Origin of the sequence: Crenothrix sp., assembly GCF_043729335.1 — a bacterium.
In the GTDB taxonomy this organism is placed as follows: Bacteria; Pseudomonadota; Gammaproteobacteria; order Methylococcales; family Methylomonadaceae; genus Crenothrix.
Map to the genome: position 1 here is coordinate 147,058 of NZ_JAYTLQ010000060.1, position 19,262 is coordinate 166,319.

The following is a 19,262-nucleotide window of genomic DNA, read 5'->3' on the forward strand; positions in this document are numbered from 1 at the left end:
ATATCTTCTACACTTTGAAGCGTATCAGTCACTATTTATTTAAATTTATTTATCTTTGGAGAATCATTAATGATGAAAACGAAAATTGCTTTATTTTTGGGTTTGGCCCTGACGGCAACGGCCAGTATGGCAGAATTAAAAATCGGCGTTGTTAATATCAATGCCGTGCTTGAAAAATCCACACAATTTGAAGAAGCCAAACGCCGTATGGATCAAAAGTTTTTACCGCGCAAAAAACAACTGGAGTCACAACAAAGCGAAATTCAAACGATGGATGAGAAATTATCCAAAGACGCTTCAGTAATGGGTGATGCAGAACGCCGTAAAATGGAAAAAGAAATTCAAAACAAAGTCAGAGATGCCAAAAGAGCGCAGCAGGAATTTATGGAAGATTTCAATGCAAGCCGCAACGAAGAATTAGGCAAAGTACAGCGCCATATTCTGGAAGCTATACGCGCTATTGCTAAAGATGACAAGTTTGATTTGTTATTGACAGAAGGTGTCATTTATTCTAATCAGGATATTGATGTGACCGCACAAGTTCAGAAAAAACTTGCGACTATGCCGAAATAACCGCTACAGCCTTTTTGTTTTTGAACACACTACTCACTCCATAACAAATATGTCTATTAAGCTGGATATTTTACAAATTCAAGCCTTTTTATCACACCGCTACCCCTTTTTACTGATTGATAGGGTAGTTGAGTGCGAACCTGGGGTGCGACTTTTAGGATTAAAAAACGTTACCTATAACGAGCCGTATTTTCAAGGTCACTTTCCACAAAAGCCGATTATGCCGGGTGTACTGATTCTGGAAGCGCTGGCACAAGCTACAGGTTTACTGGCATCGGAAACAGCAGGCGATGAGTTGGCGGGTATGATCTATTACTTGGTAGGTATTGATAAGGCGAAATTCAAACGGCCGGTAGTACCTGGGGATCAGCTCATGCTGGAAGCGAAATTTGTTAAAAGCAAGCGTAATATCTGGGCGTTTGAATGCCGAGCAGAGGTCGATGGTGAATTTGTCGCCAGTGCTGAAATCAGATGTGCAGCGGTAGTACAGAAGCCTTGATTCATTCAACAGCCATTATAGATAGCAATGCCGAAGTGGCTGCTGATGTTAGCATCGGTGCTTTTTCGGTGATAGGCGCCCATGTAAAAATCGGCTCAGGCACGGTGATAGGTCCGCATGTTGTCATCAATGGTCCCACGGCCATTGGTCAGCATAATCATATCTATCAATTCAGTTCCATTGGGGAAGATCCTCAAGACAAGAAATACGACCATGAAATAACCCGTCTTGAGATTGGTGATAGAAATATTATTCGTGAATTTTCTTCTATGCACAGAGGGACGATACAGGATCATAGTGTTACTCAAATTGGTAACGACAACCTGTTTATGGCCTATACCCATGTTGCCCACGATTGCGTGATTGGTAATCATGTCATCATGGCGAACGGGGCATCCCTTGCAGGCCATGTGCGTTTGAGCAATCATGCTATTTTGGGTGGCTTTACCTTGGTGCACCAATTTACCAAGATAGGCCAGTACAGCTTTGCCGCTATGGGCAGTGCCATTACGCAAGATATACCGCCATTTGTGATGGTAGGTGGTAAACCCACTAGGCCGCACGGCATCAATTCTGTGGGAATGGAGCGTAATGGTATTTCAGCTGAGGATATACGCTTGATCAGAAAAGCTTATAAAATGATTTATAAAATGAACCTGCGCCTGGAAGATGCTATAGATCAGATGGAAGATTTAGCTGGAGACAGTAAAGAACTGTCTGATATGGTTAGTTTTTTGCGCAATGTCAGCCGAGGCATCTTGCGTTAATGTCTATTGTATTGCTGCCCGCTACAACGCTGATGGCAGGTGTTGATGAAGCGGGGCGTGGACCTTTAGCAGGCTGTGTCGTGGCAGCGGCGGTTATTTTAAATCCACTTAAGCCAATACTCGGTTTGGCTGATTCTAAAGTGCTTAATGAGCGTCGGCGTAATACGCTTTATGGGCTTATTATCGACTGCGCCTTAAGTTGGTCAATTGCCTCGGCCAGTGTTGAAGAAATTGATGAGCTCAACATTTTACAAGCGACATTGTTGGCGATGCAGCGTGCGGTAACGGGTTTGTCTCTACAGCCTGACGAAGTGCTGGTTGATGGCAATCAACTGCCCAAATTATCTATGCCTGCTCAGGCGATTGTTAAGGGTGACAGTAAAATTCCGGCCATCAGCGCCGCTTCTATATTGGCGAAGGTGACGCGGGATAGAATGATGCTGGATTATCATAAAGACTACCCCGATTTTTCATTTCATTTGCATAAAGGTTACGGTACCAAGCAGCATCTGATTGAAATTAAAACCTTTGGACATCTGCCGATACACCGAAAAACCTTTGCGCCTATTAAATATAGGTTGCAGGTTTAACCGTACATTTTTAAACCGCAACGTTATCACTACGTAAATCTTGCAAGTTTTGACGCATCCACGTTTCAGCCTCCGCATTAATATCCTGGGCTTTACGGTCTTTGGTTTCAATCATCGGTCCAATTTTTACTTTTATTACCCCTGGGTATTTATAAAAACTGTAGCGTGGCCAAAAATCACCGGCAGTATGAACAAGCGGAATAACCGGATAACCGGTTTTATGCGCCAGCATAGCGCCGCCGATATTAAATTTATTGACCGTACCCGGTGCAGAACGGGTGCCTTCCGGAAAAATCAATACGCATAAGCCTTCATTTAAATAACGTGAACCTTGCTCCAATAAAGAGCGTAATGAGGCACGTTGATTTTTACGGTTAATGACAATAGATTTCAGCGTTAGCAAAGACCAGCCCCAAATTGGGAAGTACAGCAGTTCGCGTTTAATGACTACCGAATGGGGTGGTAGAAAAATCCGTAATGCCAAAGTTTCCCACGCTGATTGGTGATTGCTGAAAAAGATGACCGGCTGCGCTGGATCAATATTCTCTAAGCCTTCTACCTTAAAAGTGAGGCCACAGAATACGCGGGTAAACCAGCTAATAATCAAACACCAGAGCCTGCCAATATACCAACGGTAGGCAAATGGAAAAATCAAGCCGGTAATCAGTAAAATGCCGATAAGGGTGGCAGTTACGAAAATACCAATAAACAACAGCGCTGAGCCAATCAGGTTTTTGGGTCTAGGGTCTTCTTGTGATGAGGTGTCTTGCTGCGTCATATAAATTATCAAAAATTCCAATGTTAAGGTCAGGATGATGCGCCAGGGTTTTTAAGCCCTTGCCGGTTTTTACCAAAATGGGTGTTGCTCCAGCCGCTTGTGCCGCTTGAATGTCACGGTAAGAGTCGCCAATAAAAACAGTGTCTTTCAGGTCAATTTGTTTTTCTTGTGCAAACTGTTCCAGCAATCCAGGTTTGGGTTTGCGACAGTTGCAATCGCTGTTTGGGCCATGTGGACAGCTATAAATAGCATCGATGCTGCCCCCTTGCTCAGCTACCATACGCTGCATTTTGGCATGAATATTTTGTAGCGTATCACTATCCAATAATCCCCGCGCGATGCCGGATTGATTAGTAATGACCGCCACTTTGTAACCGTGCCGATTAAGTAAAGCAATGGCTTCCAGGCTACCGGTTATAGGTAGCCATTCGTCCGGTGATTTTATAAAGTGTTCAGAATCGTGGTTGATAACACCGTCTCTATCTAATAAGACATAGCGTTGCCGATCCATGCAGGAGCTTAAGATTGCAATTTGGCAATATCAGCACAGGTTAAAAACTGTTCAGATAATAGCGAGAGCAAGCCTAGACGTTTGGCGCGTAAATCCAGATCGTCGGTCATGACCATCACTTGATCAAAAAACGCATCGACATCATTTTTTAAGTGCGATAAACGATCCAATGTGGCTTGATAATCATGCCTGGCCAATAATGGTGCGATATCGCTGGCGGCCCGTTGCGCGGCAGCCAGTAATTGTTGTTCTATAGCTTCTGGTAAACCAGCAAGATTATCGGTTATCGGTGCGTCGGATTTTTTCAGCATATTACGGATACGCTTGTTGGCAGCAGCCAAGCTTTCCGCTTCAGGGCGTTGCCGGAAGGCTTGTACCGCTTGTAAACGCTGCATGAAATCTAAAGGTTCGGCAGGATTGACTGCGTTTACCGCCTCGAATTCATCGGCGGTGTAACCTTGATCCAAACAATAGCCTTTTAAGCGATCAAATATGAAAGTAATGATTGCGCTTTGAGTTTCTGCCAGCGTAAAGCTATGTGTGTACAAACCCAGTGAAAAATCGCACAGCTCAGGAATATTCAGTACTAGCTGGTTTTCAATAATCGTTCTTAATACACCCAAAGCGGCACGCCTTAACGCATACGGGTCTTTATCGCCGGTTGGAATTAATCCCGCACTAAAAATACCGGTTAAGGTATCGATTTTTTCGGCAATAGCCACAATTTGGCCAATTTGACTGCTAGCGGTTGGGCTGCCGGATTGCTTAGGGAAATAATGTTCCTCAATTGCCCAGGCGACCTCTTTGGGTTCGTTGTCTGCCAAGGCGTAATAACGTCCCATAATGCCTTGCAGGTTGCCGAATTCACCGACCATATTGGTCATTAAATCTGCTTTAGCCAAAAATGCTGCACGTTTGGCCAGCGTTACATCGGCATTAAGTTTAGTGGCGATAAATTCAGCCAGCTTGCTAACACGTTCAGTTTTTTCAGCTACCGTGCCCAATTTTTCCTGAAATACCACGCTAGACAGGCTAGAAACGTGATCTGCCAAGCTTGATTTACGGTCTTGATTCCAGAAAAATTCAGCATCAGTCAGGCGCGGGGTAATCACACGCTCGTTACCTTGTTGGATGGATTCGGGGCGGGTGCTTTCGATATTGCTGAAGGTAATGAAGTAAGGCAACAAGCACCCGTCAGCATTTTTAACCGGAAAGTATTTCTGGTTAGTTTGCATGGTGGTAATCAGTACTTCTGCGGGTAATGCCAAAAAGCGTGGATCAAACGTGCCGGTGATGGGCACTGGCCATTCGTTTAAGGCGGCAATTTCTTCCAGTAAATCTTCTTCAATATGCGCGATGCCTTTGACAGCCGCTGCGGCTTGTTCGGCAGCACTACGGATGATGGCTTTGCGCTGTTCGACATCAGCAATGACTTTGCCTTGTTGGTACAAAGTATCTGCGTACAGTGCGGAATTGCTGATGGTAATGTGTTGCGGTGCATGGAAACGGTGGCCTTGCGAGGTCATGCCGGCTTTTAATCCCAGAATCTCAGCATTGATTAATTTATCTCCATACGACAAAAATGCCCAGTGTACCGGCCTTACAAATTCTATGTGCGAGCTACCCCAGCGCATACGCTTGGCAATGGGTAATTCTGCAATGCTTTTGCGGATTATCCCGGTAACCAGGTTTTCGGTGGCTTGGCCTTTGACAACTTCAGTAAAGCTTAGCCATTCGCCTTTGTCGGTTTTTAAGCGTCCCAGTTGCTCAAAGGTTGTGCCGCAACTTAACGCAAAACCAAGGGCGGCTTTGCTGGGTGTGCCATCGGGTGCAAAGGCGGCTTGTATGGCGGGGCCGCGCTTTTCTACAGTCTTATCGGGTTGGTTGGCAGACAGGTTTTCAATAAACACAGCCAGTCTTCTGGGAGTGGCATAGGCTTTGCTGGCAGTAAAAGTAAGTTCGGCGGAAGTTAGGCTCTGTACAATGTTATATAACAATGTATTGCTTAATTTCAGTAAGGTCTTGGGGGGTAATTCTTCCGAACCTAATTCAAAAAGTAAATGTTTTTTATCTGACACGGGAATCTCTTTAATATTTAAGACGGTTTAGTTCGTTGCAAGCATGGTGTAAAGATGATGGCGCATTTTCTGGCAAGCCATTAATACAGATTTCTTCTTTTAGTCTTTTGGCAAATTCTGTAGGCTTAGTATTTCTATACTGATTTTTGTAATCGGTAATTTGGCATTGTTCGTTTGGTTTCTCAACGCTGGCATTACCTGTGTCAATATAAAAAAACCATGATTCAATGTTTCGAACAGGAGAAAATATTAAAATAGTTTCATTGGCCAAAGGTGCGTATTTTTGATATAAACTTCTAGCATTATTGGTAGTGTCATCATCTATAATAACTACCAAAATATAATCTAAATGATTTACTTTACTATGGAAAGCTTTGACTTCTGTTTCATAATTTTCTATTACGTATTTCGCTCCAGAACCTACACTGCGACCTTTAGGATTATATTTCCCTCTTATTTTTCTATTATTAAACCCTAGTAATTCAAGATATTTTCTAGCGAAATGATAATGAACGGTATCCTCGCACAATATAAATACTTGTGCTGCACTATTCATAAATCCAACCGCGCTCTATAAGTTCAGCGATAGAAAGCCCGCTTTCATTCTCTGGATTAATTTTTTGTATTCTGGTTAAGTTATTCTCTTTACTAAACCAATAGCCAGAATCATTTGCCAATAAGTTGATAATTTTTGGATGATGTGAAATTAGCAGCACTTGTAAATTTCGTTCCGCACATTGGTCATAGAGTGTGTCAAACCAAGGCTGAATTTCAGGTAAGGCTAAAAAGTTTTCAGGCTCATCAATACAAATAATTGAATTATTAGGTGTACAATAAATCGAAGTATATAAAGCAATTAATACTTTTTGGCCTTCTGAAAGCTCATCGAAATCGTAGCTGATTATTTCTTTTTCGTTAGATAGGTTTTTAAAATCAACAACTAATACTTTCGATCGACCTACTGGCTCAATTCTGAAATAGTCAAATCCTGGCAAAATCGTAGGTAAGCTTTTTTCAAGTATTGATAATTGTTTTCGGTAGTTTTCGTTTAAATGAGCAAACCAATCAGTAAAATTTGAAAAATCGTTTTTAATATTTGGGCTAGGTTTATCAATCATTGAAACCATGCTATATGGGTTAATTCTTACTATAAATATTGTCTGTAAGTATCCCCAAAAAGACCTTGCTTTATGAATAATTTCTGAATCACCAGCTACACCAGAGCGGTATATACAAGAACGGCCATTGTCGAAACCAATTTCTTGGGCGGCATCGTACAATTTTTGGTTTTTGTAGTATAAAGTTTCTTCTACAATTTTAACATCTTGATTAGGGTAAGCGCCTAAATCTAAAGTAAGTGCATACTTATAAACCTCTCCTTTTATTTGAATATCCATTTCAAACTTTAAGTTTTCTGATTCACGCTGTAGCCAGCGAGTTTTATCTGAGTTTTTAAATACATTTACTATTTTTTTCTCGTCTAAAACCAAGTCAATTACTTTTTTTAAAACCTCAAAAACTGTAGACTTTCCCGATCCATTTGCCCCCAAAAAAAGGCTAATATCTTTATCAAAGTTAATTTCAAAATTAACTAAACATTTGTAATTATGGACATACAGTCTTTTTAACATAATAGTTAATATTTAACTAGTTTGGCACATTGGAAAACCCAACGACTCCCGCCGAGTATAATAAGCCTCAGCCACAGCCCTTGACAGCGTCCTAACCCTTAAAATATAACGCTGGCGCTCAGTAACGGAAATAGCATGACGCGCATCCAGTAAATTAAACGTGTGCGAGGCTTTTAACACCATTTCGTAAGCCGGTAAAGGCAGATTAAGTTCGATAAGCTTCTGGCATTCTTGTTCATAAGTATTAAAACATTGGAACAGAAAATCTACATTGGCATGGTCAAAATTGTAAGCCGACATTTCCACTTCGTTCTGGTGGAAAACGTCGCCGTAAGTTACAACACCGTGGCGGGTTTTAGTCCACACTAAATCGAAAACGCTTTTAACGCCTTGCAGGTACATGGCCAGACGTTCCAGACCATAAGTGATTTCACCGGTAACGGGACGGCATTCTAATCCCCCCACTTGCTGAAAATAAGTAAACTGCGTGACTTCCATGCCATTAAGCCAGACTTCCCAGCCTAAACCCCAAGCCCCCAGGGTAGGGGATTCCCAATTGTCTTCTACAAAACGGATGTCATGCTCCAGTAAATCAAAACCTAAATGCCGTAGCGAACCTAAATACAATTCTTGAATATCGCCCGGGGAAGGCTTGAGCATGACTTGATACTGATAATAATGCTGTAGGCGATTTGGATTTTCACCAAACCGGCCATCGGTCGGGCGACGTGATGGCTGTACGTAAGCGGTATTCCAGGGTTCGGGGCCAATGGCGCGTAAAAAAGTGGCGGGATGAAAAGTCCCTGCGCCTACTTCTTGATCTAAAGGTTGTAACAAAATACAGCCCTGGTTTGACCAGTATTCCTGCAAAGCTAGAATAAGTCCTTGAAAAGTAGATGAATCGTTGTTAGCACTCGGCACGGCAATCACATAGGTTTGGCGAATAATTGGCGGCAATTATAGCGTAAATACTCAAACGGGTGTTTTAAAAGTCAGCTATTGGCGGGCTGTATGTGTTAATAGTTGACGATTAATTACAACACATCTATGCAAATCGGTAAAATAGCGCCATTAACAAATTTTTATAGGAATAAAAACATGGCAGATAAACCGCTTAAAAAAACGACACCCAAAGCTAAAATTACCATATTTACGCCATTGGGTATGGAGCCTAAACATTTAGTCAGTGATTTTAAAAGAAATTACAATTATCGATTAGGCAGGGATGAGCAAAGTCAATCACCTTTGTATGCTTACGAAGCCCTATCTTTTGCGATTAACGACCGATTGATAGAGCGCTGGAAAAAAACCCACAATGCCTACGGTAGAGAAGACTGTAAACGCGCTTACTATTTATCAATGGAATTTTTAATGGGCCGCACTCTAAGTAATGCCATGCTTAATCTGGGTGTTGATGACGTGGCGAAAAAAGCGATGTATAACGTCGGACTGGAAATTGAAGAGCTGGTAGAAAACGAGCCGGACGCGGGTTTAGGTAACGGCGGCTTAGGACGTTTGGCCGCTTGTTTTATTGATAGCTGTGCAACTTTGCGTTTGCCAGTAACCGGTTATGGCTTGCGTTATGAATACGGCATGTTCTCTCAGCTTATTATTAATGGTGAGCAAGTCGAAAAAGCAGATCATTGGTTGCGTAACGGTAACGTGTGGGAAATTGAACGCCCTGAATATACCCATAGAATTAGATTTGGCGGTCGCACAGAGCTACACACCGATGAACACGGGCAAACACGCGTGTGTTGGCTAGATACCCGCGACGTACTGGCAGTACCTTATGATACGCCTATCCCAGGTTATCGTAATGGTACCGTTAATACCTTGCGTTTATGGAAGGCAGAGGCCACTGAAGAGTTTAATCTGGACGAATTTAATGCCGGAGATTACGCCGAAGCCGTCGCCGCCAAAAATATGGCTGAAAACATTACCATGGTGCTGTATCCCAATGATGCCAACGAAAACGGCAAGGCGTTGCGGTTACGGCAGCAATATTTATTGGCTTCTGCCAGTTTGCAAGATGTGATTGCGCACTGGGTAAGTCGGCACGGTCACGATTTTTCCAAGTTTGCCGAAAAAAATTGTTTTCAGTTAAACGATACCCATCCCAGTATTGCCGTTGCAGAATTAATGCGCTTGCTGGTAGATATACAAGGTTTAAATTGGGATGATGCCTGGGCGATTACCCGCAATACGATGGCCTATACCAACCATACTTTGCTGCCGGAAGCCCTGGAGCGCTGGTCGGTTAATTTGTTCAGGCAATTGCTGCCCCGTCTCATGGAAATTATCTTTGAGATTAATGCCCATTTCATGGGGGAGGTGTCGGCACATTGGCCCGGCGATCATGAGCGATTGGCGCGGATGTCTTTGGTTGAAGAGGGCGGTGAGCAGCATTTTAGAATGGCGTATTTGGCCATTGTGGGCAGTTATTCTGTTAATGGCGTTGCGGCACTGCACTCTAAGTTGTTACAGCAAGGCTTGTTCCGTGATTTTTACGAGTTGTGGCCAGGAAAATTCAATAATAAAACCAATGGTGTCACGCCAAGGCGTTGGCTTGCCGCCTGTAATCCGGAATTGGCTGAGTTGATTACCGAAACTATTGGCGATGGTTGGATTACTGATTTATCGTTATTGAAAAAACTGGAAGCTTTTGCGGATGACAAAGCGTTCCATAAGCGTTGGCAGCAAGTACAGCAAAGCGCCAAGCAACGTTTGGTAGATTACAAAAAAACCGAGCACGGTATTGATTTGGACGTTAATGCCTTGTTTGATGTGCAGGTTAAGCGTATTCATGAATACAAGCGTCAATTGCTGAATGTGCTGCATGTTATACATCTGTATGATCGCATTAAGCGCGGTGATACGGCTAATTTAACTGATCGCTGTGTGTTGATTGGTGGCAAGGCTGCGCCTGGTTATTTTATGGCAAAACGCATTATCAAGTTCATCAATAATGTTGCGCATGTTATCAACACTGATCCCGATGTCGGCAGTAAATTAAAACTGATTTTTCTGTCTAATTATCGGGTAACAGCCATGGAAAAAATTTGTCCTGGGGCTGATTTGTCAGAACAGATTTCAACCGCTGGTAAAGAAGCCTCAGGTACCGGCAACATGAAGTTTATGATGAATGGCGCTTTAACCATAGGCACATTGGACGGTGCCAATATTGAAATCCGTGAAGAAGTGGGTGATGATAATTTCTTTTTGTTTGGTTTAACAGAAGATCAGGTTCAAGACATGAGCCAACATTATGATCCTGTAGCCATTGTCAATCAGGATGACGATTTACAACGCGTGATTAATCTTATTGAATGTGGACATTTTAACCAGTTTGAACCGGGTATATTTGATGTCATTTTAAGTTCGTTGAAAAACCCCCATGATCCTTGGATGACGATTGCCGATTTCCGTAGTTTTGTCGATGCTCAAAAACGTGTAGAAACGGCTTACCAGGACAAAGAGCGCTGGACGCGCATGAGTATTTTAAATTGTGCAGCTAGCGGCAAGTTTTCCACTGACCGGACTATTAGTGAATATAACAATGAGATTTGGAAGTTGACACCGGTTACTGTTAACTGATGTTTCATATTGTGTTGTATGAGCCGGAAATTCCAGCGAATACGGGCAATATTATTCGGCTTTGTGCCAATGCCGGGGCGCAATTACATCTCATTAAACCTCTGGGGTTTGAGCTGGATGATAAACGATTGCGCCGTGCAGGCCTTGATTATCACGAATGGGTTTCTGTCAAACAGCATGATTCACTGGCGCAGTTTATGGCCAGTGAAACGCCTAAACGTTTGTTCGCCTTAACGACCAAAGCTCAGGCAATTGTGAGTGATGTTTGTTTTCAGGCGCAGGATGCTTTTTTGTTTGGTCCAGAAACGCGTGGTTTACCTGCGGATGTATTAACGGATGTCGGTGCTGAAAATTGTTTGTATTTGCCGATGCAGGCAAAGAGCCGGAGCCTGAATTTATCTAACACGGTGGCTATTGTTTTATACGAGGCATGGCGTCAACACGATTTTGTCGGCGCCTTAATTAAATAATGTCTTGCTGACGATTGCAATGAACCTACCGGCTAAATTAAGGTCAGGTTAAAGTAATGTTGTTTCCTTGTTAGTCGTTGCTGGCGTTTAAAAACGGCGGCGGCTCCTGGATTTTCAGTGGAATGAAAATAATATGTGTATTTAAGTGTTTATGAAATTTAAATCTATTTTTTTTATGGTGCTTGTTATGTCAAGTCAAGCAAACGCAACTCCAGTAGCTACTAAGTTAGCGCCTTGTTTAAATAGCCCCAATTGTGTGTCGAGTCAGGCAAGCCCGTTAGATGAGCGCCATTATATTGCGCCGTTTATAATTAAGGGAACGCCAGAAGCGGCATGGTTAATGTTGAGAACCACACTAAAAAAGCACGATCGAACGGTTATTACCCATGAAACAGCGACGACTCTGCATGCTGAAGCGGTCAGTCTGGTGTTTAGCTTTGTTGATGATGTGGATATTATTTTAGATGCCGATGCTGGATTAATCCATATTCGTTCTGCATCGCGGGTAGGCCACAGTGATTTTGGTGTCAATCGCAAGCGTATTGAAACATTGCGCTCACAATTGCAAAAGGCTAATGTTGTTGAATGACAATCTGAGGGTGTTGTAGAGGCAATTACGTTTTCCGAATTAGCGCACTGCGTTAATTTGTCTTTTCAAAGACATCAATTTCAGCGGTTTTAGTGTAATCTTTGTATTTTTCAATTCTTTGGGTTTTTAAAGCGGTTGTCGCAACTGCTTTGGCGAAGTCAGGAGTGATTTTTTTACTATTAAGCATCCAAAACCCGCCCAATCCCATTATGCAGATTATTAAGGCAATAGGCAGTGCTTTCTGTAAGTATGAAGATTCCTTTGGGGCAGCAAAATAGAGGTCATCTTCGCATTCCGGGCATTTAAATTTCGGGTCAGCTATCGGTATCAATTCACTCGTATTGGCTTTATTGCAGAGGCCAATATTGGTACATTTTCCGTAATTCAGCACGTTAGCTCACCTGTCTTTATCAATGCATTGTATTTTTTTCTGTCTGCTGAATTCATATCCATAGCATTCAACACTACCCCAAACCTAATTTAAATATGCTTTTCAACTGTACAAACCTAATGCTTCTGACTTTTTAAATTAAAAAAAATTCACTATGCTGTGATTTTTACTTGGTTTTTTAGATATTTTTTATGTGCAACAGTCTTACTCTCATTTTTGTTACTACGAAATATACCCTGGGCATTATTTGGTATAGGAATGATTAAAGGAGAGTATGGGTTTTTTTTAACGGCGATAAGGCCGATTTTATGACGTAAAAAACTCCAAATACTGATGAATCTATACCCAATCGGGTTATGCTGGCATAAGACAGCAAAATAGATTCCAGAGATATTACGACAACTACCGTAAATGCAGCACCCTCCAGTCCGAATGGGCTAATTAAGTAATAATTCAGAATAAGCATAACAAGTGTCGATAAAATAGATACAAACAAGCAGTAAGCATGATGGCCGGTTAAACTGAGTATCTGTGAAAGCGGCCCGACAGCTGCCCGAATAACCTGGGCGAGGGAAAGCAGTTTTAACGCATCGTAGCCCTGGATGAATTCTTCACCAAAATGAGCCAGGATGTTTTTACCAAATACTGAAAAAATAATGAGCCCAGCTAGTGATGCCCAAAATTTTAACTGAGTTGTTAAAGCAATGAGACGTTGTAAGTTAACCCTGTCTTTAGCAGCATACAGCTGGGAGAAGCGGGGTAACAAAATGGTATCTATAGATTGCATGCCAAAGGCAATTAATACCGCTATTCTAAAGCTTGCATTAAAAAGTGCCAGTTGATCGGGATTTAAAAAAAAACCGACGGTAACAATGTTGATATCCAAGAAAAAATTGCTGAACAACGCTACAAATAATAAAGGAAATCCGGTGCGTAACCAAAGTTGTGTTTGATAACGGGGCTTCACATTCATAAAACGACGCGCTAGGCGTTGTTTCATGTAGATAGCTGAAGTCAGCCAGACAAAACCCATGACTAAAATATGCAGCCGCATCACTTTGCCCGCATCAAGCTGCTCACCTAGTTTTTGGGCTAGGATAACGGCGGCTATGAGCAATAATGGACGGGTTACATTACTAGGAACAAATGCCGCTGCAAACCAGTTTAAACATTGTGCAATGGTACTTTGCCAATTGAGTAAGCACATCGCCGGTACAGCAACCATGGCGAAAGTTAAGGCTTTAATATATAAAGGCGAGAGGATGCCGTTAGTTTGATAAACAAAGATTTCGCCCGCAACAGCTACACATAATCCTGAAAATAAAACAATTTGCATGCCAATTTTGGCAAATCCCACTATTGAATTATGTTCTCCAAAAGCAATGCCATGGCCAATAAATTTCATCGCGGAAGACCCAAGGCCTAATCCGGCTACAATAGCTAATAAGTTACACAGGGAAAATGCGTAGACATAAATCCCAACTTCGGTAGCTCCCATCCAGCGAGCCAGCAAAATTTGTGTGCCAAAAACCGCCCCTGCACCAATAACTCGATTGACAAAGACAAAAATAGCCCCGCCAAATAATTTCAAAAATTCTTTGTGATTCACTAAGCTTCTTTTTATGTGTTAAATATAATTATGACAGAAGTTAAATATTACTAAGTATAGTTGGTTTTCACTTTTGCTAGTTTTTGATTCAATTTCTGTCAGAATTTTTTACGATAATGGCGCGTAATTTGTTTAACTATTGCCAGCTTATGCGGTCTTTTAGGGCGTTAACTTGCGCAATGATGCCTGTATTAATAGTGTATTACAAGCGATTTCTAGGTTTTTTGTAAAGCTATGCGGCTTGGCTTATGGGGCGGGTTAATTCTAACTTAAGAAATGTATTTTACTTTAATAGCCGGATGTATCCTTCAATAAAATCTTACTACGGCGAATACTTATGTGTTTTACACCCAGCAGTTCAAAAAAATATATTGGCATGAGTCAAGTCATAAAGTTTATGGTTTTTGTGGTATTTTTTACGTTGGGCTTGAATGCCCAGGCCGCAAAGACAGTAGCAGGCCAGGTTAGATTTTTTAATAATGCCGACACTGCATTCAACGGTTACGTTAACAATCCGAATGCAGTTCAGAAAAAATGGCTGCGCGACCATTACTCCAGAATGCTGACTTATCCACCCAGTTTTGATAAAAAAAATGCCTGGTATAAAGGCGGACTAGCCTATGTCGACAGTTATGCGATTTACGCCAATGATTCTTTGGCAAAAGCGCATCCGGAATGGATCATGAAGGATGCGCGCGGCAATAAGCTTTATATTCCATGGAGTTGTGGTAATGGACGGTGTTCACAGTTTGCGGGCGATTTTAGTAATCCTGCCTTTCGCCGTTATATGATCAAAAAAATGCAGGCAACCGTGAAAAGTGGCTATAAGGGTTTGTGGTTAGATGATGTTAATTTGACTTGGCGGGTCGGTAATAGCAACGATGTTAATGTCCATATCACCCCCATTGACAGCAACACGGGCAAGGCAATGACGCTAAATGACTGGCGGCATTACTTTTCCCGGTATTTGCGAGAAGTCCGTGCTGCATTACCCAAAACTATTGAAATTTCGCATAATGCCATTTGGTATGCCGATTCTATGAAGGCAAAAAATCCGTACATTACCCAGCAAATTAAAGCAGCAAATTATATTAATCTTGAGCGCGGAGCCAGTGACGGTGGTTTAGTGGGGGGAACAGGGCAATGGGGTTATGAAACTTTTTTAAAGTATATTGATTATGTGCATAAAAACGGGGCAGGGGTGATTTTAATGGATGAAGGCTACACTCCGGCACAACGAGAATATGGTCTTGCAACCTGGTTTTTAATCAGCCAAGGCAATGACTTTATTAATAGTGATCAGCGCAACTGGATAACGCCAGATAATTGGTGGAAAGGTTATAGTTTGAATTTGGGTAAAGCTTTAAATGATCGTTATACCTGGAATAATCTGATTCGCCGTGATTTTGCCTGTGGCAGTGTGTTTTTAAATCAACCCGATACGGCAACAAGATCGGTAAGTGTCGGGAATGGTTATAAAAATATCGATGCGCAATCGGTATCATGGATAAATTTGCAAGCAAAAACAGCCGCTATTTTAAAGACAGCCTGCAATGCGGCCAGGTCTGTTCCTAACCATAAATTTATTCGCTAAAAGGCAGTGTTTATAAGGTGTAGATAATTTAGAGGCCGTAGCTAAATGGGCCGGTATAAGATGGCGCATGATATTCGTGGTTTTTTAGCAAAAATTCTGTATATTTAGCAGGTGTTGAAGCTTACCCGTATCGGGCTAAATAAACCATGAAATCTGTTGATGCTATGTTGCCGTATAATACTGTTGAACTACCTCCTGAGCGTTTGACGTTACAGGTTTGCTCTATTTGGCTATTGTTTGCGATAAGCTCGCTGGTTTTTATTGAACCTGCTCCTTACGATGGTGTGTTACTGATAGTGGGCTTTTTTTGTTTTATGTTTGGCCTACGGGTATCGCCACATTTAAGTACGCCGCTGTTTTTTTTAAGTGGCTATATTTTGGCCAACCTTTTTGCCACTATGTTTGCGCCTGATCCCATTCAGTGTCTCAAGCATATGGTGGTCACTTTTTTTCTGATATTTAGCTGGCTTTTTTACGCGAGTATCATCCATGATAATCCAGTACGTATGTACAAAATTATCTGGAATGGCTATATTTTTGCTGCTGTTTTAGCTGTATTTTTAGGATTTATAGGCTTTTTGAGAATAACCCCTTATTACGAGCAATTTTTGTTTTTTGATAGGGTAAAAGGGCCTTTTAAAGATCCTAACGTGTTTGGGCCCTTTCTCATACCGGTGGCTGTGTATTTAATTTTGCAATTGGAGAGTGCAAAAGGAATATTGAGTTTTTTCATGAGAATGGGGCTGTTATTGTTTGTTGTCGCTGGTGTTTTGTTGAGTTTTTCTAGAGGCGCATGGTTTAATTTAGTATTGGCATCGGCTATATATACGATTCTGCGCTTAATTACCGCAAAGTCTAGTGCGGATACAGCTGTGTTGATCAAAATTATAGGCTTGGTTGTGGCAGTCATTTTAGTGGCTGCTGTCTGGGCGGTAACTTCTATTGATGATATCGGCCAAGTCTTTGCGCATCGTGCACAGTTAGTGCAAGATTACGATCAAGGTTCGGCAGGTCGTTTTGATGCCATACTGATCGCTATTAGGGAATCTATTATCCATCCTTTGGGTATAGGTCCTGGCCAAGCCTCGGAAGTGTTAGCGCTTGACCCTCATAATTTGTTTGTGCATATTCTGGTAGAAACCGGCTGGCTTGGCGCTATTGCATTTTCCGGTTTTATTCTCGTCACCTTAAAAGAGGCATACACTGTGTGCATGCAGCCTTCAAAAATACAAAATATTTGTATTGTCTTGTTTGCTTGCCTGGTGGGTACCTTGATGGAAAGTATGATTATACATAGCACCCATTGGCGGCATCTTTATGTGATGTTTGGATTGATTTGGGGAGCAATTTCCGCGAAAAGAAGTAATTTGGTGTAGATGCGCAAGGCCATCAGGAACGGGTTAACTTACATCTGCTCCGGCTAAAGGCATAGCCCAAAAAGCTAACTGAAATAGGGGCGGGTACTCAGATAATGCGTAAAGCCCTGCAACTGCACTAACAGTTGATGCGTGGGATGTAATGATCGTAACAGGCTAAGTGTTTGTTGTGCCTCCTTGTATTTATACTGCGCCAGTAATGCCAATACTTTTGAACACGACTGGCGAATCATAAAATCGCGAAATATCACAGCGGCAGGCGTTTTTTTATAACTTATGGCTTTGGTTAAGGTCAGCACTGCAAGCTTTGGTTCATGTGTAAACCAAAGCTGCATAGCCTGTTCCAGTAGATGTTGCGCTCGTTGTTCGCTACTGATTACCCCCGTTAAATTGGTATGACAACGCGGACAAATCAACGCGCCATTTAAACGGGCATTGCAGCAGGAACAACGCTCCATTAAGACTCCAGGTAGTAAAGAATGTCGGTTAGTTTAGCAACGGCGGCTTGCATACGATCATTAGCCGCTTCTTCAATAGCGCCGTAAATTTCTTCGATTAAATCAACCAAGTCCTCTTTGTCTTCAGTGGATACTTTCTCGAACAAGGCTTCCGCTTTGGCAATTAAACGCTGCGCTTCGGCAACTTCTGGGCTAGCAGAAGATTCTTTATGCTGGGTTGGCATCTGGCCAAATAATTGGCCTACGCGCTGCTGTGCAGTACTTAAATCATCATGTTCAAAACGTGCCATGGCATTTTTTATGGTGATGGATTTTTGCAATCCGCTGTCTTTTTCCGTTGCTGAAACGTGCAATATGCCGTTAATATCCAAATCCAGGGTTAAGGTGATGACATTGCCTGCAGGCACGTCCCGTAAGCCTTCCACCAAAAATTCACCTATTTTTGTGTTGCTCAGGGCATCGGGATCTTCACCTTGGTAAATAGTGACCTCAACCGCATCCTGGCCATCGACAGCGGTCATATAAGCTTCGGTTTTACGATTGGGTAGCGGGGTGTTTTTGTGAATGATGGGGCAATACTGATATTGATAAGGTTCGCCATATAAAAAGCCCAGGGCACTGGTGCCATAAGTGTAAGGCGTAACATCAACCAGCACGGCATCAACGGCTTGGCCGTTAATCATGGCGGCCTGAATAGCAGCCCCCATCGCTACACATAAATCAGGATCCACAGCGCTTTGCGGCTCAAAGCCAAAAATGTCGAACAAGCGTTCACGAATACACGGTGTCCGTGTTGAACCACCCACTAACACGATTTCGTCAATATCGCTGGCGGTTAATTTGGCGCCTTTTAAGGCAATGTGCAGTGCATCTAAAGTGACATCAATGTAATCGGCAATCATTTCTTCATAGGCCGTTCTGGACAGTTCCAGAGACAGATGTACGGCGATGCCGTCATGCTCCAGCAAATATTCTTCTTCAATGGTGGCGTAAGGCTGATCTGACAACACAAATTTAGCATTTTCAGCAGCACGGGTAATACGCGCCATGGCTTTGCTGTGAGTGCGGACATCAATTTGTTGGCTTTGTTGCAGATGGTCGACAATGTGGTTAATAATCTGTTCGTCGAAGTCATCACCGCCTAAGTGGTTGTCGCCATGGCTGGACAATACTTCCACCACGCCGGATTCCACATTAACCACCGAAACGTCAAAAGTACCGCCGCCTAAGTCATACACCAGCATACGTTTTTGTTCGGTTTGTTCAGCACCGTAAACCAGGGCGGCGGCCGTGGGTTCGTTAATGATGCGGACGACTTCCAAGCCTGCAATTTGCCCCGCTTCATGGGTGGCTTGTCGCTGCGCATCAGAGAAATAAGCTGGTACAGTAATCACTGCTTTGGTCACAGTCTGATTAAGATAGTGTTCGGCAATGGCTTTGAGGCGTTTTAAAATAATCGCAGAAATTTCCTGTGGTGCGTACAGTTGTCCGCCTAAATCTACTTGCGTATCTTGACCCATTAAGCGCTTGATGGATTTCACGGTGCGCTCTGGATACACCAGATATTGGTTTCGGGCAGTTTCGCCGACTAAAATGCCGCCGTTGTCATCCAGTCCCACTACCGAGGGCAGTATTTTTTTGCCGTTGTCGGCAATAACGATAACATGCCCGTTTTCAACGATGGCGACTTCTGAGTTTGTGGTTCCTAAGTCAATTCCGATAATTATTTCATTCATGGTCTATTTCTTCAA

19 protein-coding genes are annotated in these 19,262 nt (G+C 42.5%); 9 read left to right on the forward strand and 10 right to left on the reverse strand.

The features are described from left to right. Positions 1-69: 69 nt before the first annotated feature. The 4 genes from ACHZC4_RS15165 to rnhB are packed head-to-tail and all read left to right on the forward strand — an operon-like array spanning position 70 to position 2,429. Positions 70-573, forward strand: coding sequence for an OmpH family outer membrane protein (locus tag ACHZC4_RS15165; protein ID WP_394754713.1), 504 nt, complete (start codon positions 70-72; stop codon positions 571-573). A 49-nt stretch (positions 574-622) separates the two neighbouring features. Next, positions 623-1,072 (forward strand): 3-hydroxyacyl-ACP dehydratase FabZ, encoded by a 450-nt coding sequence (gene fabZ, locus ACHZC4_RS15170; protein ID WP_394754714.1) that lies wholly within the window; start codon positions 623-625, stop codon positions 1,070-1,072. Beyond that, complete coding sequence (gene lpxA / locus ACHZC4_RS15175) at positions 1,045-1,839, forward strand: acyl-ACP--UDP-N-acetylglucosamine O-acyltransferase (protein WP_394754715.1); 795 nt, start codon at positions 1,045-1,047, stop codon at positions 1,837-1,839. Before fabZ ends, lpxA begins: the two co-directional genes overlap by 28 nt. Beyond that, positions 1,839-2,429 carry a ribonuclease HII gene (rnhB, locus tag ACHZC4_RS15180; RefSeq protein ID WP_394754716.1) on the forward strand — a complete coding sequence of 197 codons (591 nt, stop codon included), beginning with the start codon at positions 1,839-1,841 and terminating at the stop codon, positions 2,427-2,429. Before lpxA ends, rnhB begins: the two co-directional genes overlap by 1 nt. A 10-nt stretch (positions 2,430-2,439) precedes the next feature. On the opposite strand, the gene ACHZC4_RS15185 is transcribed toward rnhB, so the two are convergent. The 6 genes from ACHZC4_RS15185 to glyQ are packed head-to-tail and all read right to left on the reverse strand — an operon-like array spanning position 2,440 to position 8,348. Further along, a complete protein-coding gene (locus tag ACHZC4_RS15185; protein WP_394754717.1) occupies positions 2,440-3,207 on the reverse strand; it encodes a lysophospholipid acyltransferase family protein in 768 nt (255 codons plus the stop codon). Beyond that, complete coding sequence (gmhB, locus tag ACHZC4_RS15190) at positions 3,170-3,718, reverse strand: D-glycero-beta-D-manno-heptose 1,7-bisphosphate 7-phosphatase (protein WP_394754718.1); 549 nt, start codon at positions 3,716-3,718, stop codon at positions 3,170-3,172. The genes ACHZC4_RS15185 and gmhB overlap by 38 nt, the downstream gene beginning before the upstream one ends. Positions 3,719-3,726: 8 nt before the next feature. Further along, positions 3,727-5,796, reverse strand: coding sequence for a glycine--tRNA ligase subunit beta (gene glyS / locus ACHZC4_RS15195; RefSeq protein WP_394754719.1), 2,070 nt, complete (start codon positions 5,794-5,796; stop codon positions 3,727-3,729). Between the two features lie 10 nt (positions 5,797-5,806). Then, positions 5,807-6,352: a hypothetical protein gene (locus ACHZC4_RS15200; protein WP_394754720.1), complete on the reverse strand. Its 546-nt coding sequence runs from the start codon at positions 6,350-6,352 to the stop codon at positions 5,807-5,809. Beyond that, entirely contained in the window at positions 6,345-7,427 is a 1,083-nt protein-coding gene (locus ACHZC4_RS15205) for an AAA family ATPase (protein ID WP_394754721.1), read from the reverse strand. Before ACHZC4_RS15205 ends, ACHZC4_RS15200 begins: the two co-directional genes overlap by 8 nt. Positions 7,428-7,439: 12 nt before the next feature. Continuing rightward, positions 7,440-8,348, reverse strand: coding sequence for a glycine--tRNA ligase subunit alpha (gene glyQ / locus ACHZC4_RS15210; RefSeq protein WP_394754751.1), 909 nt, complete (start codon positions 8,346-8,348; stop codon positions 7,440-7,442). Between the two features lie 177 nt (positions 8,349-8,525). On the opposite strand from glyQ, the gene ACHZC4_RS15215 reads away from it, so the two are divergent. The 3 genes from ACHZC4_RS15215 (at position 8,526) to ACHZC4_RS15225 (ending at position 12,083) form a co-directional block, all read left to right on the forward strand. Continuing rightward, a complete protein-coding gene (locus ACHZC4_RS15215) occupies positions 8,526-11,024 on the forward strand; it encodes a glycogen/starch/alpha-glucan phosphorylase (protein WP_394754722.1) in 2,499 nt (832 codons plus the stop codon). After that, complete coding sequence (trmL, locus tag ACHZC4_RS15220; protein WP_394754723.1) at positions 11,024-11,494, forward strand: tRNA (uridine(34)/cytosine(34)/5-carboxymethylaminomethyluridine(34)-2'-O)-methyltransferase TrmL; 471 nt, start codon at positions 11,024-11,026, stop codon at positions 11,492-11,494. The genes ACHZC4_RS15215 and trmL overlap by 1 nt, the downstream gene beginning before the upstream one ends. Before the next feature lie 187 nt (positions 11,495-11,681). Continuing rightward, positions 11,682-12,083, forward strand: a complete 402-nt coding sequence (locus tag ACHZC4_RS15225; protein ID WP_394754724.1) for a DUF1499 domain-containing protein — start codon at positions 11,682-11,684, stop codon at positions 12,081-12,083. Positions 12,084-12,135: 52 nt separating this feature from the next. On the opposite strand, the gene ACHZC4_RS15230 is transcribed toward ACHZC4_RS15225, so the two are convergent. Together ACHZC4_RS15230 and ACHZC4_RS15235 are read right to left on the reverse strand one after the other, a co-directional pair. Next, a complete protein-coding gene (locus ACHZC4_RS15230; RefSeq protein WP_394754725.1) occupies positions 12,136-12,414 on the reverse strand; it encodes a hypothetical protein in 279 nt (92 codons plus the stop codon). Between the two features lie 322 nt (positions 12,415-12,736). Further along, complete coding sequence (locus ACHZC4_RS15235) at positions 12,737-14,083, reverse strand: lipopolysaccharide biosynthesis protein (protein WP_394754726.1); 1,347 nt, start codon at positions 14,081-14,083, stop codon at positions 12,737-12,739. Between the two features lie 376 nt (positions 14,084-14,459). Here ACHZC4_RS15235 and ACHZC4_RS15240 point away from each other — a divergent pair, with 376 nt between their 5' ends. Together ACHZC4_RS15240 and ACHZC4_RS15245 are read left to right on the forward strand one after the other, a co-directional pair. Continuing rightward, positions 14,460-15,677, forward strand: coding sequence for a putative glycoside hydrolase (locus ACHZC4_RS15240; protein WP_394754727.1), 1,218 nt, complete (start codon positions 14,460-14,462; stop codon positions 15,675-15,677). 146 nt (positions 15,678-15,823) lie between these two features. Further along, positions 15,824-17,053, forward strand: coding sequence for an O-antigen ligase family protein (locus ACHZC4_RS15245; protein WP_394754728.1), 1,230 nt, complete (start codon positions 15,824-15,826; stop codon positions 17,051-17,053). A 65-nt stretch (positions 17,054-17,118) separates the two neighbouring features. Here ACHZC4_RS15245 and ACHZC4_RS15250 read toward each other — a convergent pair whose 3' ends face one another. Together ACHZC4_RS15250 and ACHZC4_RS15255 are read right to left on the reverse strand one after the other, a co-directional pair. After that, positions 17,119-17,511 carry a hypothetical protein gene (locus ACHZC4_RS15250; RefSeq protein ID WP_394754729.1) on the reverse strand — a complete coding sequence of 131 codons (393 nt, stop codon included), beginning with the start codon at positions 17,509-17,511 and terminating at the stop codon, positions 17,119-17,121. Next, positions 17,511-19,247 carry an Hsp70 family protein gene (locus ACHZC4_RS15255; protein WP_394754730.1) on the reverse strand — a complete coding sequence of 579 codons (1,737 nt, stop codon included), beginning with the start codon at positions 19,245-19,247 and terminating at the stop codon, positions 17,511-17,513. Before ACHZC4_RS15255 ends, ACHZC4_RS15250 begins: the two co-directional genes overlap by 1 nt. Between the last annotated feature and the right edge of the window lie 15 nt (positions 19,248-19,262).